Source organism: Streptomyces sp. NPDC059373 (genome assembly GCF_042751495.1).
Classification (GTDB): Bacteria; Actinomycetota; Actinomycetes; order Streptomycetales; family Streptomycetaceae; genus Actinacidiphila.
Genome location: NZ_JBHYXC010000016.1, coordinates 88537 through 110568, shown reverse-complemented (window position 1 = coordinate 110568; position 22032 = coordinate 88537). Strand labels below are relative to the sequence as shown.

Here is a 22032-nt window from a genome sequence, read left to right as displayed (position 1 = left end):
GTAATCATGCAGGCAAGTCAGATGTTCGCCGGGGGTTCGGGTTCGCCGAAGAAGTCCCGCAGCACCGGCGCCAGGGCGTCGGGGGCGGCGCCGTGGTCCTGGCCCTCCAGGGTCAGCCGCCGGGCGCCCGGGATGGCGTCGGCGACGGCGCGGACCGCGTTACGGGCCCAGGCCGGGCTGTTGCCGCCGTCCAGGACGAGAGTCGGAACCTCGACGGCACCCGCCCGGCCGGCCGGAACGGAGAAGTCACCCATGATCGCGATGTTGTACGCGAGGGTGTGTGCGGCGGCGGCGAGCCCCGGCCACATGGGCATCCCGCGCATCTGCGCGACCGCCGTCGGAGGGAGGTCCACGCCTTTGGTCAGGAAGAGTTCGACCGCCTCGTCCCGGCGGCCCGACTTCGTGAGCTCGGTGAGCTGCTCCGTGAAGTCCTCCGGCGGGTGCGGGCGGCTGTCGTCGACGACGAACGGCGGCTCGTAGAGCGCCAGTCCGGTGATGTCGAGGCCGTGGGCGGCCGCCTCCAGGGCCAGGACCGCGCCGGAGGAGTGACCGAAGACGTACGCCGGCGCGCCGGCCTCGGCGATCACGGCGGCCAGGTCCTCGATCTCGCGCTCGACGGCGTAGGGCGCGGTGTCGCCGCTGGCGCCGAGGCCACGCCGATCGTAGGACAGGACGGTGAAGTCGGGGGCCAGCAGGCCGGCGAGCGGCGCGACGGCCGCTCGGCCTGCAAGGGCGCCGCACACGACGACGAGCGGTGGCCCGTTGCCCGTACGGTCGTAGACGATGGGGGTGCGGTCGGCCGAGATTGCGGTCGCCATCACAACTCCTTCGGCGTACGGGAGATGACTCCCTCACCCGAGGGAGACCCTTTCCAGCCAGTAGTCCAGCAGCGTGCCCTCGCCCAGCACCTCCACCCGGGCGCTGCCGGCGGGCAGCCGCCGGTAGAAGACCCGCAGGACGTCGCCGAGCGGACCTCGCAGCGCGACGGCCGCCCTGCCGTGGCCACGGCGCCAGGTGAAGCCGCCGTCGCCGAGTTCGATCAGCCACTCGGCGTTCAGCTCGGGGCGGACGTCGGTGGCGTGCAGGTGGATGCTCGCGCCGGCGTCCCCGCGTGGCTCGGCGAGGCGCGGGGTGGCGCCCGGGGCGCTCATCAGCTCCAGCAGTTCGTCGACGGCATCGGTGGCCACCTCGGGGGCGACGCTGTATTCGGCGCCCAGGGCGGCGGCCGCGTCGGCCCGGTGGATGACCACGTCGTGGGCGGCGCGCCGGGCCCAGAATCCGGTACTCGCCGGCAGCCCCCACACCTGCGCCTCTCCGTCCGGCCCGGCCGCCCGCAGGGTGCGCGCGAATTCCTCGGCGGCATCCCCGAGCCAGGCGTCCCGCGCGTCCGCCGCGTCGCCCTGCGGTCCGGTGAGGTCCGGCACCTGCCGCTCCGGGTCGTCGACCGGTTCGCCGGTGCGTACGGCTGTGCCGACCGTACGCAGGTTGCCTCCGACGTGCCGTACGAGATCGGTGAGCGTCCAGCCGGGGCAGGTCGGCACGTCCGTGGTGGGGTCGGCGCCGGCGAGCAGTTCTCTGAGCAGTCCGGTCTGGGTGAGCAGCTCGTCGCAGTAACGGTCGTGCCCCAGGATCGCCATGACCGACCTCCCGTTCACAGCTCGTGGGCGCGCGGGTGGCGTGGCTCGTAGAGCCCGAGTTCACCGCCGCCCGGCAGCCGCAGGACGCACAGCAGTCCCCAGCGTTGGTCGCTGACCGGCTTGACGAACTCCACGCCCTTCGCGGTCAGTTCGGCCACGGTCGCGTGGACGTCGTCGCACATCAGGAAGAGCTCGTGGCTCCCGGTGCCGTCGGTGGGGTGTACGGCGACCTCGGCGGGTGGCAGCTTGAAGATCAGCCAGCCGCCGCCTCCGTCGACGTGCGGATAACCCAGTACGTCCCGGAAGAACGCCCGGTCCGCCTCGGCGTCGCGGCTGTAGAGGATGACATGAGCGCCATTGATCATGTGCCGGCCTTGTCTCGGGGTTGTCCCCCACGGTAGGCGGCGGCCGGGTGAGCCGCCACACCTCGGCCATGTGCAAGTTCAGGCTTGCGCGTCCGCGACAGACGTGCAAGCCTGGAGTTGCACGTATCGGACCCAACCCCCTTGGAGGCCGTCATGTCGGCGGACCGTATCGAACGAGAGATCACCATCGCCGCCCCCATCGAGCGCGTCTGGGCGGTGCTCACCGAATCCGAGCACGTGGGAGCGTGGTTCGGGCAGGGCAAGCCGACCGACGTCGATCTCCGGCCGGGCGGGATCATGGTGCTCGACCACGGCCAGTACGGGGTCTTCCTCACCCGCATCGAGAAGGTCGACCCGCCGCACTACTTCGCGTACCGGTGGGCCAGCGCCCACCCGGGCGAGGAGGCCACGGACGACAACTCGACGCTGGTCGAGTTCACGCTCGCCGAGGACGGCGACGGCACCCGGCTCAGCCTGGTCGAGAGCGGCTTCGCCAAGCTGGAGATCCCGGCCGAGCGCCAGGCCACCGCTTCGTACGAAAGCCACTCGGGCGGCTGGCCGGGCGCCCTGGAGTCGCTGCTCCGGCACGCCGAACAGCGGGGCGCATGACCGGTCTCGACCAGGTCGACGAGGTCCTGGCCGCACTCGCGGACCCCATGCGGCGGCGCGTCCTCGACGGGCTCGCCGCACGGGGGGAGGCCACCGCGACCGGGCTGGCCGAGGAGCTGCCGGTGAGCCGGCAGGCCGTGGTCCAGCATCTGTCGGTGCTGGAGAAGGCGGGGCTCGTCAGCAGCCGGCGCAGCGGGCGGGAACGGCGCTACCGCGTCGAGCCGCAGCGCCTCGACGCCACGGCCCGCTGGATGGCGCGGGTCGCGGCCACCTGGGACGCGCGCCTGGACGTCATCAAGCGGCTGGCCGAGTCACCCGACCCGAAGCCGTCGCCCTCCACAGGCGGGTCGCCGACAGCCCGGCCGCCGCGATGAGCAGCAGATCGCGCGCGTACCGGACACCGATGGCCGGCGGATCGGCGTCGTCCCGCAACTCGCGGTGGAGCAGCGGGAATTCCAGCGTCGTCAGCAGGCAGCCGACGAGCACGCGGCGCAGCCGTCCGGCGCCGTTGGCTGCGCTGACGGCTGCTCGCGCCGGCGGCCGGCCGGGCGCTGCTGCGGCCTATACGGCACGCCACCCCCGCCACCGCCGGACGGCCACCATCATCACCGGCCCGTCCGGCGGCCGGCGGCGGTACGGCTCGTAGCGCTCACCCAGCAGCGCCACCGCGTCCGCGGCCTCCTGCGGGGTCGCGAGGCGGGCGAGGCCGTCGGCGCGGACCCACCACAGGCGGTCCCAGTCGTCGTCGTACGCGTCCGCCAGCAGGCAGACCGCCGGGTTGGCGGCGATGTTCTCGAGCCGCTTCAGCCGGGGCGACCGCTTCGGCTTGTGGTCGACGGCGGAGACGACGAGGTCGTCGCGCACGGCGAAGACCAGCGGCACCAGATGCGGCCGGCCGTCGGCGTCGACGGTGGCCAGCCGCGCCACCCGGGCGTCGGCGAACCGCCGCCGTGCCTCGTCCTGCGCCATGTCGGGCATGCCGTGGCACCGGCCTCACCGGTAGGCCGACGCGACCTCGGCCAACTCGTCAAGGGTGCGCAGTGTTTCGCTCTCCGGCTCGGTCGGCAGGTAGAGCAGCACGCGCTCCACGCCCAGCTCCACGTACGCCTCGACGGCTTCGCGGTCGGGCGGGGCCGCGTACACCACGACGGCCGCGTCGGCGCCGGCCTTCTGCCGCATGCGGTCGATCTGCGGGCCCAGTTCCTTCGGGTGGATGCCGGAGACCAGCCACGCCGACCCGTACTCGGCCACACGGGCGAAGGTCCGCTCGCTGGCACCGCCGACGTAGATCGGCGGGTGCGGCTTCTGCACCGGCTTGGGCCAGCAGTACGCGGCGTCGAAGTCGACGAACTCGCCGTGGAACTCCGCCTTCTCCTTGGTCCACAGCTCGATCATGGCGCGGATCCGCTCGTCCATCAGCCGGCCCCGGGTGCGTGGATCCGTACCGTGGCTGCGCATCTCCTCCCGGTTCCAGCCGGCGCCCACCCCGAACACCGCCCGGCCGCCGGAGACCAGGTCCAGGGAGGCGACCTCCTTCGCGGTGATGATCGGGTCCCGCTGCACCACCAGGGCGATACCGGTCCCCAGCAGCAGGTCGCTGGTGACCGGCGCCATGGCGGACAGGGCCACGAACGGGTCCAGCGTGCGGTAGTACATCCGGGGCAGCTCGGTGCCGCCCGGGTACGGGGTCTCCCGGCTGGCCGGGATGTGGGTGTGCTCGGCGAGGAACACCGAGTCGAAGCCGCGCTCCTCCAGCGCGGGGCCGAGAGTGGCGGGCGCGATGCCCTCGTCAGTCACAAAGGTCGAGATCCCGAACTTCATCCATGATCACCTCAATGGCATCATACGACGCGATACGTCCCAGTTGTTCCTTCCGATACCCCGGACGGAGCCGGGACATGTCCGATCGGTTCAGGCACTTCGGGGCACGCCCCTTCGTTGGCTCCATTGCCAACGCTTGACCAAGACATGAGGAGAGACCGTGGCCCTGTGGGACCGGCTCAAGGAATCCGCATCGACGATGCAGACCCAGCTCAACGCCAAGAAGAACGACCTCAAGAGCGGGGCCTTCCGCGACGCCAGCATGGCCATCTGCGCCCTCGTCGCCGCCGCTGACGGGTCCATCGACCCGACCGAGCGGCGGCGCGTCGCCCAGCTCATCGCGACCAACGAGGTGCTGCAGAACTTCCCCGCCGACGACCTCCAGCGGCGCTTCGACGACTACCTCAACAAGCTGACCGCCGACTTCGACTTCGGCAAGGTCAGCGTCCTGCAGGAAGTCGCCAAGGCCAAGAAGAAGCCCGCCGAGGCCCGCGCCGTCATCCAGATCGGCATCGTCATCGGCGGCGCCGACGGCAACTTCGACAAGGACGAGCAGGCCGTCGTCCGCGAGGCCTGCTACACCCTCGACCTGTCGCCCGCCGAATTCGACCTCTGAACGAGTAACCGCCCAGGTGCGCCGTACGACTCAGCGGCGCGCCCGGCCACGGTCCAGGGCGGCGATACCGACCGCCGCCAGGCCGATCTGGATCACCCACTCGATCCAGTCCACGCCTTTGGTGTCCGCCACGCCCACCGCCTTGGCGATGGCCGATCCGATCAGTGCCGCCACAATGCCGATGAGGATGGTCCAGATCACGCCGATGTGCTGGCGGCCCGGCACCACCAGCCGCGCCAGCACGCCGATGATCAAGCCGATCACGATGGCGCTGATGATGCCCGAGACTTCCACGACTGCCTCCCAGTGACACGGATCCTGAATCCTGCTGGACGTGTGCCCACTCCGGGCGGTCAATCACCCTCTGGCGCGCGACGTGCTGGGGCGCTTTGCTTGTGCGGTCACGCGCCTCCGACGCCCGCCCACCGCCCGAGGGAATGACCCATGACCACAGACGCCCCCGTGACCCCGACCGCCCCCGCCCCGGCTCCTGTTCGCGGTCCGCGCGGCTTACCCCTGATCGGCAGCATTCCGGCCTTCGCACGGGACCCGCTGGGCTTCTTCGAGCGGCTGCGCGACCACGGCGATCTGGTGCGATGGCGGCTCGGGCCGCAACGGTCGGTGTTCGTCTCCCGCCCCGAGCACATCGGGGAGTTGCTCACCGGGGTCGAGACCGTCTTCCGGCATCCGGAGCTGGGTTGGGCCTTCAAGCTGGTGCTGGGCGAAGGGGTCGTCACCTCGGAAGGGCCCGCCTGGCGGCGCAAGCGCGCGCTGGTGCAGCCGGCCGTACGCCCCCGCCAGGTCCGGTCGTACGCGGAGACGATGACGGAGTCGGCCGCCGCGCTGGCGGAGTCCCTGCGGGCGGGGCAGCGGGTCGACGTACGGCGGGAGATGCTCGCGCTCACCCAACGCATCGCCGTACGCACCCTGTTCGGGGCGGACACGGCGGGGCGCGAAGAGGTGATCGGGGCCGCGATGGACACCGCACAGCAGGCCATCGGTGACGAGTTCCGGGGGCTGACGCTGTTTCTGCCACCGTGGGTTCCGACGCCGGGCCGGCGGAAGCTGAAGGCGGCCGTCGAGGTCATCGACGCCGAGGTGGGACGGGTGACCGAGCAGCGGCGGCGCAGCGGCGAGGAGCGCGACGACCTGCTCAGCCGTCTGTTGGCCGCCCGGGACGAGGAGGACCTGCCGCTGACCGACAAGGAGATACGCGACGAGGCGGTCACCCTCTACATCGGCGGCCACGAGACCACCGGCACCACGCTCACCTGGGCCTGGTATCTGCTCTCCCGCAGTCCCGAGGCCCGGGCGCGGCTCACGGAGGAGCTGACCCGGGTGCTCGGCGGGCGCGACCCGGGGTACGACGACCTCAAGGAGCTGACCTGGACCGACCAGGTGGTGAAGGAGACCCTTCGGCTCTTCCCTCCGGTGTGGCTGATGACCGCCATCGCCAAGGAGGGCTCGACGATGGGCGGGCGGCCGATCCCCGAGGGCACGGTGGTGTGGGCCAGCCAGTGGAGCGCCCACCGCGACCCGCGCTGGTTCCCCGACCCCGTCGCCTTCCGGCCCGAGCGCTGGGACGCCGACGCCCCGGACCCGGTGCCCGACCATGCCTGGTTCCCCTTCGGCGGCGGGGCCAGGGCCTGCCTCGGCGCCCGCTTCGCCACGGTCGAGGCGGTTCTCGTCCTGGCCACCCTGGCCCAGCGCTTCCACTTCGCCGTCGACCCCGGCGAGATCCCGCCCCGCACCGGCCTCACCCTCCAGCCCGGCCGCCCGGTGCGGGCGACCCTGCGGGCGGCCTGAGCGGGCCCCACCGTCTCAGCGCCGCCGGAACCGGCCCTTCGGGGCCGCCGACGTCTCGTCCTCGGCCAGCAGTTGGGGGGCACGCTCCTCAACTGCCGCCACCACTTCACGCGTTGACGGGTTCACCATCGCCGTGCCGGCCACCACCACGGTCGGCACGGTCTCGTTCCCGTCCGCGACCGAGCGCACGAACGCCGCCGCCTCGGGGTCCTCCCAGATGTTGACCTCGGTGTACGGCAGGCGCGTCCGGCGCATCCCCATCCGCAGCACCATGCAGTACGGGCAGCCGGGCCGCCAGTACACGACCACGCCGTCATGCTGTGCGGTCATCGATCCCCCTCGTGTGGTTGGCCCCCGGGCCGCCGATTGTGGCACACGGCCCCAGGCGCGTCGGGCCCCGCCTGACGAGGTGGATCCCGGTGGCGACGGGCACGATCACCAGGAGGACCATGATCACGATGCCCGGGACCGGGTTGACGCCTCCGTCGCTGGTGCAGTGCGGGACGGCCTGCATCCGGGCCCGTTCCGCGGCGAACCCATCGAGCGCGCGGGCCCCGGCCGGGGTCAGCTCGTCGTACCGGCGCGGCGGGCGCCGACCGACTCCTGCCAGGTGGTGTCGACGAGGGCGTTCACTCACGCCCTGTCGAGCTCTTCCAGCCGTCGGCGAGCGCCAGCGCGACGGCCGCCTCGGCGTGCAGGCGGGTCGTCGGGAAGACCGGCACGGGGCTGTCGGCGGGGCCGACGAGCAGCTCGATCTCGGTACAGCCGAGCACGATGCCCTCGGCGCCCGCTTCGACGAGGCCGCCGATGACGGCCCGGTACGCCTCGCGTGACTCCTCGCTTACGACGCCGACGCACAGCTCGTCGTAGATCACCCGGTGCACCGTCGCGCGTCCCTCGGCATCGGGGACGAGTACCTGGAGGCCACGCGCCTCGAGGCGGCCGCGGTAGAAGTCCTGCTCCATGGTGAAGGCCGTGCCCAGGAGCCCGACGCGGCGCAGGCCGGCGGCCCGTACGGCCTCCGCCGTGGTGTCGGCCAGATGAAGCAGCGGCGGCTTCACCGCGGCCGCCACCTGGTCGGCGACCTTGTGCATGGTGTTCGTACAGAGCAGGAGGAGGTCCGCGCCCGCTGCCTCCAGCGCCCGGGCCGCGTCGGCCAGCACCTCGCCGGCCTCCTGCCAACGCCCTTCGGCCTGCAGTCGCTCGATGTCCGCGAAGTCCACTGAATACAGCACGCACTTCGCCGAATGGAGACCGCCCAGCCGTTCCCGCGTCAGCTGGTTGACCAGCCGGTAGTACTCCGCCGTGGACTCCCAGCTCATGCCGCCGAGCAAACCGATGGTCTTCATCCGGGCTCCTCCCCCGCAGGCTCCGGCCCTGTCCCGTGGGCCCTATGTCGCGCGACCGTACCGGACGTTCCTGGTCCAGATCCGCTCCAGCCGCACCCGGGCTCCGGGGCGCGGGGCGTGCCAGATGCGGCCGTGGCCGGCGTAGATGCCGACGTGGCCCATGGCGCCACCCGTGGGGAAGAAGACGAGATCACCGGGGCTGCGGTGCCGCCGACGGATGTGCTCGGTGAGCTCGTACTGCTGCTCGGCGGTGCGCGGCAGGCGCTTTCCGGCTTTGCGGAAGGCGTAGAGCATCAGGCCTGAGCAGTCGAAGCGGTTGGGGCCGGCGGCCCCGTAGGCGTAGGGCGCGCCCTGCTTGGAGGCGGCGACGACCAGGGCCTTGACGCCGTACGGAGCGAGCCCGTCGGCAAAGGTGGCGGGGCTGGTCACGGTGCCGGCCGCCACGAGGATCAGGAGGAGGAAGAGGGCGGCGCCGGTTCGGGTGGCGCGATCGAGCGGGCGGGAAATGCGCGGTTTCCTGCGGGAGTTCGTCCGGGAGTAGGGCATGGTGAGACCTCCGCATCCGGATGGGGAAAAGGCTGGGTCGGGTCGTGGGGAAATCCCTGCTTTCGGCGATCTGTGTCGTTCGCTGTCGATGGCCGATCAGTTTTCTCCGCACCCATGTCCTTTTCAGTTTCGGTTTCGGCGCGCCCTGTCCGGATTCTGCAACAAATCCGCGAAGGTATGACCAGATGACTGTCGGTCGGGGGTCCTCCCGCCGTCGTCAACTTCCGTACAGGGGCGTCAAACGCCACGGCGCGCCACCCCTTCCGCAGCGTAGAAATATCTACCAAGGTGGATTGCGGGGGCGATGCCGATCCGGCATTCGGGAATCCACATGAATCCATCCACAGCGGAGGAGAATCATGAGACACACCGCTCTGAAACAGGCGATGGAATGGCTGGCCGCAGCCGCGACCGACCCGCAGGCGTGCAAGCGGGAATGGGAACACGGCGAAAGTGGCACGGTATTACTACCGGCAGGGCGCTTCTGGGACGTGCTGAGCGTGCCGGAGGATCTCGGTCTGCTCGCCCTCGACGCCCTGATGCGGGCTCCGAGGCAGGAGCCGGGCCCCACGCTCGCCGATCTCGGCGCGCGCAGGGTGGGGTTCTTCCTCCCTCCCGATCCCGTGACCCGCTGGATCGGCTCCGGCATCCGTTACGTCGGCAGGGGATCCTGGATCGCGGTGCCGGCTCCGTACCGGATCGCGGGTTCGCTGCGCTGGCTCGTGCCTCCGGACGGCAGCGGTACGGTGCACCGGCCCGCAGCCGTGGAACTGGCGCTCCAGCAGGCGACCGAGGTGCTGGTCACGTCTCCGGAGAGGCGGACTCCGGGAGGCTTTCCGTGAGATATTGGCCGGGCACCGTCCTGCCGTAGGCGCGCCAGTCGGCGACCAGACCGGAGTAGATCGGCGGGTCCATCCAGTACGCACCGGTGAGTTCGGCGAACGACCGGTGGTGGTCGAGGTGGCCCAGGAGGCATCCCGTGGTGGCGGATGTACTGTCCATGTCCAAGCAACGCGGCTCGTGCGCCGGTGGTACGCCGGCGCCCGGCGCTGCCACCGGTTCGAGTGAGCGCACCCCCCTCGTTAGGGGCCATGTTCTGATCCGATGGCCATACTGATCCGGCCCGGCCCCGCCGATATCCGGTTGCCCGGGCCACGCTCCGCCTGCTGCACTCGATGGCATGGTGACGCTCACCGACACAGTGCGGACCGCCTTCCGCCGGCAGGGCTTTGTCGTGGTCCCCGGTGTCCTGAGCGGCGAGCGGATCGCCGCGGGCCGCCGACTGGTCGCGGCGATGCTGGCGAAACAGCCGTACGCCGACGACCACGTCGGACCGTACTTCCTGTGGCCGCGCTTCGGCCCGGAAGGCGACCCGCTGCTCGACTTCTACCGCGACGCGGGCATCGGCGAGCTCGCAGCGCAGTTGCTACGCCCCGAACTCGCTCCTCAGGACCCGGACTTCGCCCAGGTGGCGACCACCGTCCCGCACTGGCCGCACCGGCCCGGCGGCCCGCACGTCGACGGCGTGACCCCCGGGGAGCCGGACGGACGCCCCGGCACCTTCTCACTGCTCGCGGGCGTCTGGCTCACCGACCAACACCGGCCACACCGCGGGAACCTGTGGATCTGGCCGGGCACCCACCTCCGCTTCGGCCAGTACCTCGCCGAACGCGGCGCCGACGCCCTCACCCGAATCGACGACATGAATCCCGGCCCCTACCCCAAGGTCGAGCTCGGCCGGCCCATCCAGGCCTCCGGCCCCGCCGGCAGCGTGCTGTTCGCCCACTACCTGCTCGCCCACAACATCGGCGGCCACGACGGCACCCCCGCCGAAGGCCGCCGCGAGACGGTCTACTACCGGCTCCACGCCACCGGCCACCGCGAGCGCTGGCGCGAGGCCGTCACCGATCCGCTCACCGAATTCCGCGCCTAGGGCGTTTCTCTCCGACCTCACCCGAGTTGGCGGGAGTCCTTCAGAGTGCCCCATCCGTGCCAGCGGTCGACCACGATCCAGGCACTGAACCGGCGGCGATCCCGCCGCGCGTAGGGCTTGCCGAGGTACCGCCGGGACAGCCGGTCGATGTCGGCCAGTTCCTTGTCCTCGCGGATTTCGGTGACGCGGCCGATGACGCTGATGTGCGTGTACCAGTTGCCCTCGTCGAGCACGGTGAGCGTGACCCGCGGGTCGTTGCGAATGTGCTCCAGCCGCTTACGTCCCTCATCCATGTTGACCAGTACCCGGCCGTCGTCCCAGAGGTACCAGGTAGCCGTGGACACCGGCTGACCGTCCGAGCGCAGGGTCGTGACCACGGCCGGATTGGCCTTCGTCAACATCGCGACTGCCTCGTCGGGAAGCGGTGGTTTCGACATGGAAGACCCTCCGTGACGCGTTCGACGGCTTCGGGTTTTCCATACTGCGTGACGCTCGGCGAGCGCGCATCGCATGGTGAGCCCTGGACTGCGATCATGGTGGCCGCTCGATCGCGACGCTTCGTCGGGGGCTGAGAGGGAGTACACGATGACAGAGGCCCGGACAGTGACCCTCCCCTCCGGCGCGAAGGTGCCCGCTCTCGGGCAGGGCACCTGGCATATGGGTGACCATCCCTCGCGGCGTTCCGACGAGATTGCCGCTCTCCGGCGTGGCCTGGACCTCGGGCTGACCGTCATCGACACGGCGGAAATGTACGGAAGCGGCGCCGCCGAGGAACTGGTCGGCGAAGCGATTCGCGGCCGCCGGGACGAGGCGTTCCTCGTGAGCAAGGTGTTGCCGTCCCACGCCGGCAGAAAGGGCACGGTCGCCGCCTGCCACGCGAGCCTGCGCCGTCTGGGGGCCGACCGTATCGATCTCTACCTGCTGCACTGGCGGGGCAGCGTGCCGCTGCACGAGACGGTCGAGGCCCTGGAGTCACTGGTGTCGGAAGGCAGTATCGGCTCGTGGGGCGTCAGCAACTTCGACGTCGACGACCTCGCGGACCTACCCGACGGCGCCCGCCCGCAGACCGACCAGGTGCTCTACAACCTCACCCGGCGAGGCCCGGAGTACGACCTGCTTCCCCGCTGCCGGGAACTCTCCATCCCGGTCATGGCCTACTCACCCGTGGAACAGGGCCGTCTGCTGGGCCACGAGGCCCTGGCCGCCGTGGCTGCCACCCATGCGGCCTCGCCCGTCCAGGTGGCACTCGCCTGGGTGCTGCGCCGGGACGACGTCATCGCCATCCCCAAAGCGTCCACCGCGGCGCACGTCGAGGAAAACCACGCAGCCCTCGACCTGCACCTCACGGATGACGACCTCCGCACCCTTGACGAGTCCTTCCCGCCCCCGACCCGCCCACAGCCCCTCGAGCTCCTCTGACCTGCCCGGACTCGGCCACTTCACCTGGCCGCCTTGGCCGCCTTGTTCGCGCAGGCAATGCAGACCGTCGCCGTCGGCCGGGCGGTGAGCCGCGCAGCGGCGATCGGGCCTCCGCAGCACTCACAGACCCAGTACTCACCGGTGCGCACCCGCTCCGCGGCTCGATCCAGGTCCTGCACGTCCGCGCGCGCCTGCTTGAGCGCGTCCCGCAGCTGGGCCCGTTCGAAAGCGACCGTGGCTCCCTCCGGATCGTGCTCGTCGTCGATGTTGCTCACGGCGGACGCTTCGACGACGCCGTCCCACAGGCGCTCCAAGGACTCGATCAGCCGCACCTTGCCGGCCCGGGCCTCATCGATCAGCTCTGTCGCAGCCCGGCGTTGCGCCGGTGAGTTCCCAGCACTTTCGATGTGATCTTCCACGACAAAACACAGCGAACCGTGCGAGCCGCTTATTCCGGTGATCACCGCCGGGGGCAGGCTTCACTCAACGGTCCCCCTGGATACCTTGGCCCCGGCCTGGGTAAGGGGCGAAGGGGCTGGGAGGGGGGTCATGAGCGAGCGTGCGGAAGCGACGACGATGGGCGCGGCCAGCGGGTACGGGAGCCGTGTCATCGTCACGGCGTATCCCGGTCGATTCCAGGAGCGAATGAACCTGATCATCGGCATGCTCTTCCTCGGGGGCCTCGGGTCGGCGATCCTGGTGTTCAAACCGAGGGGTGACGCACCCGCCTGGTTCCAGGCCGTGATGAGCTGCTTGCTGCTCGGCGGAGCGCTGGTGTGCTGCGGTCTGTACGGAAGGACCAGGTACTGGACGCGCCGGGGCGGCCCGGTTCCTCGCCTGTACTGCTTCGAGGGCGGCTTCGTACTCGCGCGGGAAGGGGCTCTGCGCCCCTACGGCTGGGGTGAGGTCAGGGTCGACAGCAAGAAGTGGTTGTCGGGCCCCGTCGACGACCGCACCCTGCGCAGTCGCGACATCATCACCGCTTCGGACGGAAGCGTCCTCGCCGACTTCTCCGACGAATACGACCGCACGTCCGGTATTGGAACCCTGAGGCTGCTCAAGGTGTTGTGGGACGCGGGCAGGGAGGAGCCCACGTCCTGAAACCGGTGCTCATGCCGGCCGCGGCCGGAACCACCGAGCCGAACACCGGCGACTGCGGCTTCACCCGCGCGGTGGTCATGCGGTGGTCATCTCGGGGGCGCGCATACGCAAAAGTCGAGGAGTTCTTTGGCTTCTGTCGGATCAGCCCTGGGCGGTGGGCCTGATGACGATCTCGTTGACGTCGACGTCGAGGGGCTGGCTGATGGCGTAGTCGATGGCTTCGCCGATGGCCGCGGCGGGGATCGCGATGTCCATCAGGCCCCCTACGGCCGCACGTACGTCCGTGTCGGTGATGCCGTCGGCCAGCTCGCTACGGGTCATGCCGGGGCTGACCACGGTGACGCGCAGGTCGCGGCTCTCCTGGCGCAGGCCCTCCGAGAGGGCGCGGACCGCGAACTTGGTGGCGCTGTAGACAGCGGCGGTGGGATCGACGCGCAGTCCGGAGACGGAGGCGATGTTCACGATGTGCCCGGCGCCCTGCTCGCGCATGAGGGGAAGCACCGCGGCGATGCCGTGCAGCACACCGCGGATGTTCACGTCGATCATGCGGTTCCACTCGTCGACCCTCAGGGCCTCCAGCAGCGACAGCGGCATGACGCCCGCGTTGTTGACCAGGACATCGACACGTCCGTACGTCTCGTGCGCGGCCCGGACGAAGGACCGCATGCTCTCCAGGCTGGTCACATCCAGCTCGCGGTGGTCGGCCGTACCCCCGTCCGCCTGGATTTCCTTGGCGATGGCGGCGATACGGTCCGTACGGCGGGCACCGAGGACCACCCGGTGGCCCGAGGCTGCCAGCCGGCGGGCCGTGGCCTCGCCGATGCCGCTGCTGGCTCCGGTGATGAGTACGGTCTTGTCGGCCTTGACGGTCATGGGAAGCCTTCCGCATACGCGCGGCGGTGATCCACCGCAGGGCTTTCGAGCATGCGCCGGATCCCGCCGATGAGGCAGGACGAGGCTTCCTGGGTGCGCCACTCCCAGGAAGCGCGGCAGCCGACGACGTAGGATTTTTGAATGAGTGGTTACGAGCTGGGCGAGTTCCTGCGCACCCGTCGCTCCCGACTGCAGCCGGGGGACGTGGGACTGCCCAGTTCCGGAGCCCGCCGGGTCGTCGGGCTGCGGCGCGAAGAGGTCGCCGTACTGGCCGGGGTCAGCGCCGACTACTACGCCCGCCTCGAGCAGGGCCGGGAACGAAGCCCCTCCGGCCAGGTCGTCGACGCCATCGCACGGGCCCTGTGCCTGGACACGGACGCCCGCTGGCACGCCTACCGGCTGGCCGGCCTCGTACCGAAACCGGTCCCTTCCGACCAGCCGGCCGACCAGGTCGACCCCGCCCTGCTGCAGTTGATGGACGCCTTCCCCACGTCGGTCGCCTACGTCATCAACCGCCGCCTGGAGGTCCTCGCCTCCAACGCGCTGGCCGACGCTCTGCTGTCACCTCTGGCGGACCGTCGTCACATGATCCGCTCCCTCTTCCGCGACCCCGCCGCCCGTGAGCTCTTCGCCGACTGGTCGACCGTCGCCCGCTGCTCGGTCGAGGCGCTGCGGCTGGCCGCGGGGCACGACCAGGGCGACCCCGAGATCGCCTCGGTCGTCAATGAACTGCTGGTCGGCAGCGAGGAGTTCGCGGCGCTGTGGGGAGAGAACAGCGTCAGCGGCCTCGGCCGGAAGACCAAGACCTTCAACCACCCGGCCGTGGGCCGCATCAAGCTCACCTACCAGAGCTTCGACATCCAGGCCGCCCCCGGCCAGCATCTCCTCGTCGGCACCGCCGCCCCCGGCACCCCGGACGCCGACTCCCTCGCCCTCCTCGGCTCCCTCCACGCCGTCGGCCGGCCGGACAGGGCGCTGCGACCGGGCAGCGACTGATCCGACCGGACCGAGAGTGGGGGGTGGGGTGGCCGCCCCCCGCCGGCCCGTACATCGCTCCGGATCACCGGGCCGTGTGCCCGATGGCCCAGAAGGAGGGGAAGGCCAGTACGGCGGCGAGCATGGCCAGAAGCGCGAGGAGGCCGCCGCCGGTGATGGCCCAGGCGGGGCTGAGGGCGACGGCGACGGTGCCGTGGGCGAGGCCGGCCAGGAGGGGGCCACCGGCGGCGACGACGGTGTCGATGCCCTGGAGGCGGCCGCGCATACGGTCCTCGGCGGCGGTGTGGAGGATGGTTTTGCGGAAGACGCCCAGGACGAGGAGCGCGACCCCACTGAGGGCGAGCAGCAGGGCGGCGACCGGCAGCGAGGTGGCGAGCCCGAAGCCGGCGACGGCGGCGCCCCAGCAGCAGGCGGAGGCCGTGACCATGACGCCGTGGCGGCCGATCCGGCTGTACGTCCCGGACAGGCAGGCGCCCAGCAGGGCACCGGCGGACATTGCGGCCGACAGGACGCCGATCACGACGCCCCCGCCTGCCGGATCGCCGAAGACCTGGTGGGCGACCTGCGGGAAGAGCGCGGCGGGCATGCCGAAGAACATGGCGGTGAAGTCGGCGAGATACACCACCAACAGCACCGGCCGGCCCCTCACATAGCGCAGGCCCTCCGCGACCGCCCCGGGACCGGCCCGTCCGCCGACGCCGCCCCCGCCCGCCACCGGGAGGTCCGGGAGGCCGCGTACGGCAGGCAGCGCGGCGCAGACGGCGAGCGCGTCGAGCAGGTAGAGCGTCGGCAGCCCGAAGACCGCCACCAGGGTCCCGGCCAGCAGCGGGCCGGCGATGCCGCCGAACCAGGTGACCATCGACTGCAACGCGTTGGCCGCCGCCAGCAGTTCAGGCGGCACCACCCTCGGTACGACCGCTCCGCGCACCGCCGCGCCCGCGCCGAAGAGCGCCTGCTGTGCGGCGACCAGCACCAGAAGCACCGTCACAGAGCGTGCCCCGACGGCTGCCTGGGCCCAGAACAGCGCCGACACCACGGCCATCCCGGTCTGCGTCGTCAGCAGGATCCGGCGCCGGTCGACCACGTCGGCCAGCGCCCCGCCCCACAGCGCCGACACCACCAGCGGCACGAAGGCGGCCAGGTCCGCCAGCCCCACGTACGCCGACGACCCCGTGAGCCCGTACACCTGCAGCGGCACCGCAACGGCGGTGAGTTGGCTGCCGATCCCGGTGACGGCGGTCGTGGTCCACAGCCTCCGGAACGGCCGGTGGCGCAGCGGCCCGGTGTCGAGCAACACACGCATCCCCCTCATGCCGGGCAGCGTGCCCGGCGGAGCCGATGCTGGGCTTTGCCCCGAGGAGAAGGTCAAGGCAGGGAAGGCCGCGCTTGGCCACCTGCCACGTCCATCCGCTGGTCCGCGGCCGGTTGACCGGCATGCAACCGCAGGCGCTCGGTGTCCAAGCCGATCGCCGTGGGGCGCGGCGGGCGCTGGAAGTTGACGTACCGGTCGCGCATCCGGTGGTCGCGACCGGCGTCTCCGCACCGGAAGCGCAGCCGATGACGAGCGCCTCGCCGGGGTCCCTCACGGCCCGGAAGGCGGGCGCGCTCCGCACCTTCCCGCGGGACACGTCCCGTCGTACGACCGTCTCCCCCGGCTCGAATCGCCGCATGTACCGGTTATGGCTCGTGGCGGCGGGCGACGGGCGACGGGCGACGGCCAGGGGATCATATCCTAGCATCCGTTCATGACCGACGGCACCGAACACCAGACCGGGCCTGCCGCGCCCGGGAATGCGGCGTACCAGCAGGCACCACGCTTCGGGTCCGCCCCGCCCGAGCCGGACTGGCAGGCGATGGCGGATCGCCACCAGGCGGGCAGGCGGCGCCGCAAGCGGTGGCTCGGCGCGAGCGTCGCCGTGGTCGGGGTCGTCGCCGTGGCAGCCGGGACCGTGGCCGTCCGGAGCCTGAGCGGCGGCGACCCGGAGCCGAGCGCCCTCGGTTCGCCGACGGCCTCGCCGTCAGCCACACCCTCCGCCACGCCGTCCACCTCGGCCTCGCCCTCGCGTGCCCCCGTGACCACCCCGACCGTCCCCGGGAAGCCGAACGTTCTCGCCGACCACACCGGGCAGGCGGACCTCCCCCTCGGCCCGGACGCCGGGTTGAAGTCGGTGTCCGGCGGTTACGCGCTCAGCCTCAGGGGCGACGCCGCCCGCTCCTACGCCCAGTCGGACGACCCGGTGGTCGACACCACCGCCGGTTTCACCGTGTCGGCGTGGGTCTACAACAACGCGGCGAACGGCTCCCGTTCGGCGATCAGCGCGGGCGACGGCGCCTCGTCCGTCTTCGACCTGGGCCGCGACGACGCGAACGGCCGCAAGGCGTGGGTCTTCCGGGTCGGGACCGCGCAGGTCCGTTCCGAGAACGCCGCCACCGTCTCCACGTGGACCCTTCTCACCGGAAGCTACGACGCCACCGCCCACACCGTCACCCTCTACGTGAGCGGTGCCCCGGCCGGGTCCGCGAGGGCCTCGGGCCTGCCGACCGGCTCCGGCCCGCTCGAACTCGGCCGAAGCCGGAGCAACGCCGCATGGACCGCCCCCTGGCTCGGGGTGATCGGCCACATCCAGGTCTGGAACAAGGGGCTGAGCGCCGCCGAGGCTGCCCGCGTGAAGTCATCCGGCGGTGCGGGGGCCGACGCCCCGCCGATCGCCTCCTGGCTGGTCTGACGGCACCGGCAGCGCTGTCCGGCCCCGACGCCGCGTCGGGGACAATGGTGTCTCATCACCACCCCGCAGCAGGAGATCACGTACGTTGTCCGAGAAGCGCGAAGCCCCTTCCCCCGGCGGAAGCCTCGATCTGCAGGCCGACTGCGCCAGCTGCTTCGGGCTCTGCTGCGTCGCGCTGCCCTTCGCCGCCTCCGCCGACTTCGCCGTCGACAAGCCGGCCGGGAAGCCGTGTACGAATCTGGGGACGGACTTCCGCTGCGGCATCCACACCCGCCTGCGCGACGAGGGCTTTCCCGGCTGTACCGTCTTCGACTGCTTCGGCGCGGGCCAGAAGGTCTCCCAGATCACCTTCGGCGGGCAGGACTGGCGTGAGGCGCCGCACACCGCCCGGCAGATGTTCGACGTGTTTCCCGTCATGCGGCAGCTCCATGAGCTGCTCCGGTACGTGACCGAGGCCCTGGCCCTGCCGCCGGCCCGCCCCGTGCACGCCGAGCTGAGGCGCGCGCTGAACGACATCGACCGCCTGACCCACGGCAGTGCGGAGTCGTTCGCCGAGCTGGACGTGCCGGCGCTCCGCCACGACGTCAACGCCCTGCTGCTGCGCACCAGCGAACTCGTACGGGCCGCCGTCCCCGGACGCAGGAAGAACCACCGGGGAGCGGACCTCATCGGCGCCCGGCTCAAGGGCGCCGACCTGCGCGGGGCCAATCTGCGCGGGGCCTACCTCATCGCGGCCGACCTGTCCCAGGCCGACCTGCGTACGGCCGACGTCATCGGCGCGGACTTCCGGGACGCCGATCTGAGCGGCGCCGACCTCACCGGCAGCATCTTCCTGACCCAGCCGCAGCTCAACGCCGCCAAGGGCGATGCCGCGACCAGGCTCCCTCCGGCCCTCACCCGCCCCGCGCACTGGTAGCCCGGGGGACTCAGCCGGCCGGCCGCTCCTGCTACTGCGACTGCTCCTCGATCGAGTCGACCCGGTCGGGATAGAAGGCCAGGTGGTCCTTGATCCCGGCCACGGCGTCGTAGGGCGCCTCGTACGTCCAGACGGCGTTCGCGCCGCCCTCCCCCGCGTCACGGATGCTGTAGTAGGCCGCGTCCCCCTTGAACGGGCAGTACGTCGCGTGATCGGTACGTTCCAGCAGGGTCAGGTCGACGTCCTCGCGGGGGATGTACTCCACGGGCGGATAGTTCGCCTCGCGCAACGTCAGGGCGTCGCGCGTGTCCGCGATGACGCGGCCTGCGACGGACACCACGACGCGGGCGGGATTCCTGTCGACCGTGATGGGATGGTCCGAGCCCGGAATCAGCACCGGCCTGTTGGTCATGCGTCTCATCTCCAATGATCCGTATCGGCTCTCTGCAGTCTCCCCTCCGACGCGCCTCCCGGCCAGGGGGCTCCGTTCATTCCCACCCGAGCGGCTGATCGAGGCGACGTACCGCAACGAGACCGCCAGGCCGTGCGGATCAGGCCCGACGTCGATCCCGACGACGTACTCATGGGCCTCGGAGGCGTCACCCTCATCGCGGGCGAACCCGGCCGGCGCGATCTCCCTCGACGGCTTCTCGACCTCCTGACGAACGGCCTCACCCACCGCAAGGACCGCTGAACACCACTTCGGCGGGGGCGTTCCTGAGATTCGCCTTAAACCTCTGAGGGCGGCACGCGGGTCCGCCCTCTCGACCGCCGGCCCTCCTGAGCCCGTGGCGGCACAACTGCCCTGGTCACAGTGCCGTGTTCGGCCGTGGTGAGGCGTTCCCCCGGGTCTTCCGCCGGTCGCGGGCACAGAGCGGACTGAGAGGTCCGCCCGGCAGGGTGACGACCACGCGCCCAAAGAGTGAAGGTCATGTAGCCACCGAACCACCGACCGGACGTACGGCAGGTGAGACGAGATGAGCAGCACAGGAAACGGGATGAGCACCCAAGGAGAGCAAGGGACCGAAGGCTGCCCTCCGTCGGCCGGTCCGTACGTCCGCGTGGAGCAGGTCATGGGCACGATGGTCTCCATCGACCTGCGCGGCTGTCTCGCGGACGCCGCCGCAGCAGGTGCCGACGACGTCATGGAGTGGCTGCACGAGGTCGACGCCGTTTTCAGTACGTACCGGCCCGACAGTGTCATCTCCCGGATCAACTCGGGTGAGTTGACGCGCAGCCAGGTCAGCGGCGACGTCGCCTGGGTGCTCGACCGGTGCGAGGAGCTGCGCCGGGAGACCGGCGGGTTCTTCGACATGCGGGCGGGCGGCACCCTGGATCCCTCAGCTCTGGTCAAGGGCTGGGCGGTGCAGCGGGCCGCGGACGGCCTGACGCGCCGGGGGTTCACGGACTTCTGCCTGTCGGCCGGCGGCGATGTCGTCTGCCGGGGCGGCCGAGGCCCGGGGCTGGGCTGGCGGATCGGCATCCAGCACCCGTACGACCGCGATGCCGTGGCAGCTGTGCTGCACGCCACCGACCTGGCGGTGGCCACCTCGGGAACGTACGAACGCGGCTCGCACATCATCGACCCGCACACCGCCCGTGCCCCCGCCGGAGTGGTGTCGGTGACGGTCTGCGGCCCGGACCTGGGCACCGCCGACGCCTGTGCGACGGCCGCTTTCGCCATGGGCCGCGAAGCCGCCGCATGGACTCTGGGCCTCGACGGATACGAGGCCATGACCGTACTGGAGGACGACACTGTGCTGACCACCCCGGGCTTCCCCCTGGCCGATCCGGGACAGGGCACACGATGACCGCGCAGCGCACACCTCAGCCGCCGCGACCGGCCCAGGCCCCGCGGATGTCGCGGCCGCCGGAGGTCCGGCGGCCGCCCAAGCCGCCGGCGCGCCCCCAGGCTCAGCGCAACTCCCCGTCCCCGCGCCGCCGTCCGGCCCGCCGCCGCCCGCTCGCCGTGGACCTGCTGGCGGCAGCGGCCGGTCTCGGCCTGGGTGCCTCGCTCGCGCTCGGTGTGTCCGCGCAGAGCATGAGCTCGCTGAGTGCGGCCGGTGGAGTGGCGACCGCGCTGGGCCGGATCACCGGCATGCTCTCCGGGTACGCCATGGTGATCACCGTCCTGCTCTCGGCGCGCATCCCCCCGCTGGAGCGCACCCTCGGCCAGGACCGTCTGATCGTCTGGCACCGCCGGCTCGCCCCCTGGGGTCTGTACCTGGTCCTGGCCCACGCGGTGCTCATCACCGTCGGTTACGCACGGGCGGCGAAGACCGGCCTGCTCGCCGAGGTGGGCCAGCTGCTGTGGACGTACGCCGGGGTACTGTCCGCCACCGTCGGCACCGGGCTGCTGCTGATGGCCGGCGTCACCTCCTACCGGCGGGCGCGACGCCGGATGAAGTACGAGACGTGGTGGGCCGTCCACCTCTATACGTACCTGGGCCTGGGACTGTCCTACGTCCACCAGGTCGACACCGGCGCGCCCTTCATCGGGCACCCGCTGGCCCGCGCCTGGTGGACCACGCTGTGGGTGGGCACCCTCGCCGTCGTACTGGCCTTCCGGGTGGGGCTGCCGCTGTGGCGTTCCGTCCGCCACGACCTGCGCATCGCCAAGGTCACCCCGGTCGGGCCGCGCACCTGGTCGGTGGTTCTGTCCGGACGCCGCCTGGACCGACTGCCGGTGGCGGGCGGCCAGTTCATGATGTGGCGGTTCCTGCGCCGCGGCCTGTGGTGGCAGGCCCACCCCTACTCCCTGTCGGCCGCGCCCAAGCCGGGACAACTGCGCATCACCGTCAAGGAACTGGGCGACCACAGCACGGCGCTGGCCGGGCTCACCCCCGGCACCCGAGTGGCCTTCGAAGGCCCCTACGGCGTGTTCACCCCCGACGTCCGACAGTCCCGGTACGTCCTGCTCGTCGGTGCCGGCGTAGGGACGACGCCCATCCGGGCGCTGCTGGAGGAACTCCCGCCGGACACCAACACCATCGTCATCCTGCGTGGTTCCCGCCCCGAGGACATCGCGCACCTCGGCGAGTTCACCCGTCTCCTCGCCCACCATCCGGCCCGGCTGCGGACGCTGACCGGGCCCCGCGAGGAGGTCCGGCTGGACGCCGCCGCGCTTCGGGCCCTCGTCCCCGACGTGTCACGCCGCGACGTCTTCGTCTGCGGGCCCGACGCCTTCACCCGAGCCGTCGTCGGCGCTGCCTGCGAGGCGGGGGTGCCCGCGGACCGTATCCACCACGAGGACTTCGCGTTCTGACCGGCGACCCGCCGACCGTCACCCGCCGCCTTCCACTGACTTCCGGAGACTTCG

Annotated in this window: 29 protein-coding genes; 14 read left to right on the top strand and 15 right to left on the bottom strand. The window is 71.4% G+C overall.

Translation table 11 applies throughout. The features are described 5' to 3' along the window. Positions 1 to 17: 17 nt before the first annotated feature. Genes ACFXJ5_RS22205 through ACFXJ5_RS22195 form a run of 3 tightly spaced genes read right to left on the bottom strand, consistent with a single transcriptional unit; the run spans position 18 to position 2002 of the window. A complete protein-coding gene (locus ACFXJ5_RS22205) occupies positions 18 to 818 on the bottom strand; it encodes an alpha/beta fold hydrolase (RefSeq protein WP_384633582.1) in 801 nt (266 codons plus the stop codon). 33 nt (positions 819 to 851) lie between these two features. Beyond that, positions 852 to 1637 (bottom strand): maleylpyruvate isomerase family mycothiol-dependent enzyme, encoded by a 786-nt coding sequence (locus ACFXJ5_RS22200; RefSeq protein ID WP_384633579.1) that lies wholly within the window; start codon positions 1635 to 1637, stop codon positions 852 to 854. Positions 1638 to 1651: 14 nt separating this feature from the next. Next, entirely contained in the window at positions 1652 to 2002 is a 351-nt protein-coding gene (locus tag ACFXJ5_RS22195) for a VOC family protein (protein WP_384633576.1), read from the bottom strand. Between the two features lie 153 nt (positions 2003 to 2155). On the opposite strand from ACFXJ5_RS22195, the gene ACFXJ5_RS22190 reads away from it, so the two are divergent. Together ACFXJ5_RS22190 and ACFXJ5_RS22185 are read left to right on the top strand one after the other, a co-directional pair. Further along, complete coding sequence (locus ACFXJ5_RS22190; protein ID WP_384633573.1) at positions 2156 to 2611, top strand: SRPBCC family protein; 456 nt, start codon at positions 2156 to 2158, stop codon at positions 2609 to 2611. Continuing rightward, positions 2608 to 2985, top strand: a complete 378-nt coding sequence (locus ACFXJ5_RS22185) for an ArsR/SmtB family transcription factor (RefSeq protein WP_384633571.1) — start codon at positions 2608 to 2610, stop codon at positions 2983 to 2985. The genes ACFXJ5_RS22190 and ACFXJ5_RS22185 overlap by 4 nt, the downstream gene beginning before the upstream one ends. Positions 2986 to 3172: 187 nt before the next feature. Here ACFXJ5_RS22185 and ACFXJ5_RS22180 read toward each other — a convergent pair whose 3' ends face one another. Continuing rightward, positions 3173 to 3589, bottom strand: coding sequence for a TIGR03668 family PPOX class F420-dependent oxidoreductase (locus ACFXJ5_RS22180; protein WP_384633569.1), 417 nt, complete (start codon positions 3587 to 3589; stop codon positions 3173 to 3175). A 15-nt stretch (positions 3590 to 3604) separates the two neighbouring features. Continuing rightward, positions 3605 to 4432 carry an LLM class F420-dependent oxidoreductase gene (locus tag ACFXJ5_RS22175; protein ID WP_384633566.1) on the bottom strand — a complete coding sequence of 276 codons (828 nt, stop codon included), beginning with the start codon at positions 4430 to 4432 and terminating at the stop codon, positions 3605 to 3607. 160 nt (positions 4433 to 4592) lie between these two features. On the opposite strand from ACFXJ5_RS22175, the gene ACFXJ5_RS22170 reads away from it, so the two are divergent. Next, entirely contained in the window at positions 4593 to 5048 is a 456-nt protein-coding gene (locus ACFXJ5_RS22170) for a tellurite resistance TerB family protein (protein WP_384633564.1), read from the top strand. Between the two features lie 30 nt (positions 5049 to 5078). Here the strand turns inward: ACFXJ5_RS22170 and ACFXJ5_RS22165 are convergent, their stop codons facing one another. Further along, positions 5079 to 5342, bottom strand: a complete 264-nt coding sequence (locus tag ACFXJ5_RS22165) for a GlsB/YeaQ/YmgE family stress response membrane protein (RefSeq protein ID WP_384633561.1) — start codon at positions 5340 to 5342, stop codon at positions 5079 to 5081. 150 nt (positions 5343 to 5492) lie between these two features. On the opposite strand from ACFXJ5_RS22165, the gene ACFXJ5_RS22160 reads away from it, so the two are divergent. After that, complete coding sequence (locus ACFXJ5_RS22160) at positions 5493 to 6854, top strand: cytochrome P450 (RefSeq protein ID WP_384633558.1); 1362 nt, start codon at positions 5493 to 5495, stop codon at positions 6852 to 6854. A gap of 15 nt (positions 6855 to 6869) precedes the next feature. Here ACFXJ5_RS22160 and ACFXJ5_RS22155 read toward each other — a convergent pair whose 3' ends face one another. From ACFXJ5_RS22155 to ACFXJ5_RS22145, 3 genes are all read right to left on the bottom strand, one after another. Further along, the gene (locus ACFXJ5_RS22155; protein ID WP_384633556.1) at positions 6870 to 7184 is read right to left on the bottom strand and encodes a mycoredoxin; all 315 of its coding nucleotides are present in this window, start codon (positions 7182 to 7184) and stop codon (positions 6870 to 6872) included. A 299-nt stretch (positions 7185 to 7483) separates the two neighbouring features. After that, entirely contained in the window at positions 7484 to 8203 is a 720-nt protein-coding gene (locus tag ACFXJ5_RS22150; RefSeq protein ID WP_384633553.1) for an aspartate/glutamate racemase family protein, read from the bottom strand. A 42-nt stretch (positions 8204 to 8245) separates the two neighbouring features. Then, positions 8246 to 8749 carry a C40 family peptidase gene (locus ACFXJ5_RS22145; RefSeq protein WP_384633550.1) on the bottom strand — a complete coding sequence of 168 codons (504 nt, stop codon included), beginning with the start codon at positions 8747 to 8749 and terminating at the stop codon, positions 8246 to 8248. Between the two features lie 359 nt (positions 8750 to 9108). Between ACFXJ5_RS22145 and ACFXJ5_RS22140 the strand changes: the two genes are divergently transcribed. Next, positions 9109 to 9591, top strand: a complete 483-nt coding sequence (locus ACFXJ5_RS22140; RefSeq protein WP_384633547.1) for a hypothetical protein — start codon at positions 9109 to 9111, stop codon at positions 9589 to 9591. Here the strand turns inward: ACFXJ5_RS22140 and ACFXJ5_RS22135 are convergent. After that, on the bottom strand, positions 9551 to 9751 hold the full coding sequence (locus tag ACFXJ5_RS22135) for a hypothetical protein (protein WP_384633544.1): 201 nt from the start codon (positions 9749 to 9751) through the stop codon (positions 9551 to 9553). The genes ACFXJ5_RS22140 and ACFXJ5_RS22135 overlap by 41 nt on opposite strands. 178 nt (positions 9752 to 9929) lie before the next feature. Here ACFXJ5_RS22135 and ACFXJ5_RS22130 point away from each other — a divergent pair, with 178 nt between their 5' ends. Next, the gene (locus tag ACFXJ5_RS22130) at positions 9930 to 10682 is read left to right on the top strand and encodes a phytanoyl-CoA dioxygenase family protein (protein WP_384633541.1); all 753 of its coding nucleotides are present in this window, start codon (positions 9930 to 9932) and stop codon (positions 10680 to 10682) included. Positions 10683 to 10699: 17 nt separating this feature from the next. On the opposite strand, the gene ACFXJ5_RS22125 is transcribed toward ACFXJ5_RS22130, so the two are convergent. After that, positions 10700 to 11119 (bottom strand): PPOX class F420-dependent oxidoreductase, encoded by a 420-nt coding sequence (locus ACFXJ5_RS22125; RefSeq protein ID WP_384633538.1) that lies wholly within the window; start codon positions 11117 to 11119, stop codon positions 10700 to 10702. A gap of 148 nt (positions 11120 to 11267) precedes the next feature. Between ACFXJ5_RS22125 and ACFXJ5_RS22120 the strand changes: the two genes are divergently transcribed. Beyond that, positions 11268 to 12101, top strand: a complete 834-nt coding sequence (locus tag ACFXJ5_RS22120; protein WP_384633535.1) for an aldo/keto reductase — start codon at positions 11268 to 11270, stop codon at positions 12099 to 12101. Between the two features lie 20 nt (positions 12102 to 12121). On the opposite strand, the gene ACFXJ5_RS22115 is transcribed toward ACFXJ5_RS22120, so the two are convergent. Beyond that, positions 12122 to 12565, bottom strand: a complete 444-nt coding sequence (locus tag ACFXJ5_RS22115) for a TraR/DksA family transcriptional regulator (RefSeq protein WP_384633532.1) — start codon at positions 12563 to 12565, stop codon at positions 12122 to 12124. Between the two features lie 85 nt (positions 12566 to 12650). On the opposite strand from ACFXJ5_RS22115, the gene ACFXJ5_RS22110 reads away from it, so the two are divergent. Continuing rightward, a complete protein-coding gene (locus tag ACFXJ5_RS22110; protein ID WP_384633529.1) occupies positions 12651 to 13202 on the top strand; it encodes a hypothetical protein in 552 nt (183 codons plus the stop codon). A 141-nt stretch (positions 13203 to 13343) separates the two neighbouring features. Here the strand turns inward: ACFXJ5_RS22110 and ACFXJ5_RS22105 are convergent, their stop codons facing one another. Continuing rightward, complete coding sequence (locus ACFXJ5_RS22105) at positions 13344 to 14075, bottom strand: SDR family oxidoreductase (RefSeq protein WP_384633526.1); 732 nt, start codon at positions 14073 to 14075, stop codon at positions 13344 to 13346. Between the two features lie 141 nt (positions 14076 to 14216). Between ACFXJ5_RS22105 and ACFXJ5_RS22100 the strand changes: the two genes are divergently transcribed. Continuing rightward, complete coding sequence (locus ACFXJ5_RS22100; RefSeq protein ID WP_384633523.1) at positions 14217 to 15071, top strand: helix-turn-helix transcriptional regulator; 855 nt, start codon at positions 14217 to 14219, stop codon at positions 15069 to 15071. A 64-nt stretch (positions 15072 to 15135) separates the two neighbouring features. On the opposite strand, the gene ACFXJ5_RS22095 is transcribed toward ACFXJ5_RS22100, so the two are convergent. Continuing rightward, positions 15136 to 16383, bottom strand: a complete 1248-nt coding sequence (locus ACFXJ5_RS22095; protein ID WP_384633520.1) for an MFS transporter — start codon at positions 16381 to 16383, stop codon at positions 15136 to 15138. A 433-nt stretch (positions 16384 to 16816) separates the two neighbouring features. Here ACFXJ5_RS22095 and ACFXJ5_RS22090 point away from each other — a divergent pair, with 433 nt between their 5' ends. Then, a complete protein-coding gene (locus ACFXJ5_RS22090; protein ID WP_384633517.1) occupies positions 16817 to 17797 on the top strand; it encodes a LamG-like jellyroll fold domain-containing protein in 981 nt (326 codons plus the stop codon). Between the two features lie 85 nt (positions 17798 to 17882). Further along, positions 17883 to 18713: a pentapeptide repeat-containing protein gene (locus tag ACFXJ5_RS22085; protein WP_384633514.1), complete on the top strand. Its 831-nt coding sequence runs from the start codon at positions 17883 to 17885 to the stop codon at positions 18711 to 18713. Between the two features lie 31 nt (positions 18714 to 18744). Here ACFXJ5_RS22085 and ACFXJ5_RS22080 read toward each other — a convergent pair whose 3' ends face one another. Next, the gene (locus tag ACFXJ5_RS22080; RefSeq protein ID WP_384633511.1) at positions 18745 to 19125 is read right to left on the bottom strand and encodes a DUF427 domain-containing protein; all 381 of its coding nucleotides are present in this window, start codon (positions 19123 to 19125) and stop codon (positions 18745 to 18747) included. Positions 19126 to 19257: 132 nt separating this feature from the next. Between ACFXJ5_RS22080 and ACFXJ5_RS22075 the strand changes: the two genes are divergently transcribed. From ACFXJ5_RS22075 to ACFXJ5_RS22065, 3 genes are all read left to right on the top strand, one after another. Next, entirely contained in the window at positions 19258 to 19407 is a 150-nt protein-coding gene (locus ACFXJ5_RS22075) for an SbtR family transcriptional regulator (protein ID WP_384633509.1), read from the top strand. 304 nt (positions 19408 to 19711) lie between these two features. After that, positions 19712 to 20524 carry an FAD:protein FMN transferase gene (locus tag ACFXJ5_RS22070; RefSeq protein WP_384633506.1) on the top strand — a complete coding sequence of 271 codons (813 nt, stop codon included), beginning with the start codon at positions 19712 to 19714 and terminating at the stop codon, positions 20522 to 20524. Beyond that, a complete protein-coding gene (locus ACFXJ5_RS22065) occupies positions 20521 to 21978 on the top strand; it encodes a ferric reductase-like transmembrane domain-containing protein (protein ID WP_384633503.1) in 1458 nt (485 codons plus the stop codon). Before ACFXJ5_RS22070 ends, ACFXJ5_RS22065 begins: the two co-directional genes overlap by 4 nt. Positions 21979 to 22032 lie beyond the last annotated feature (54 nt).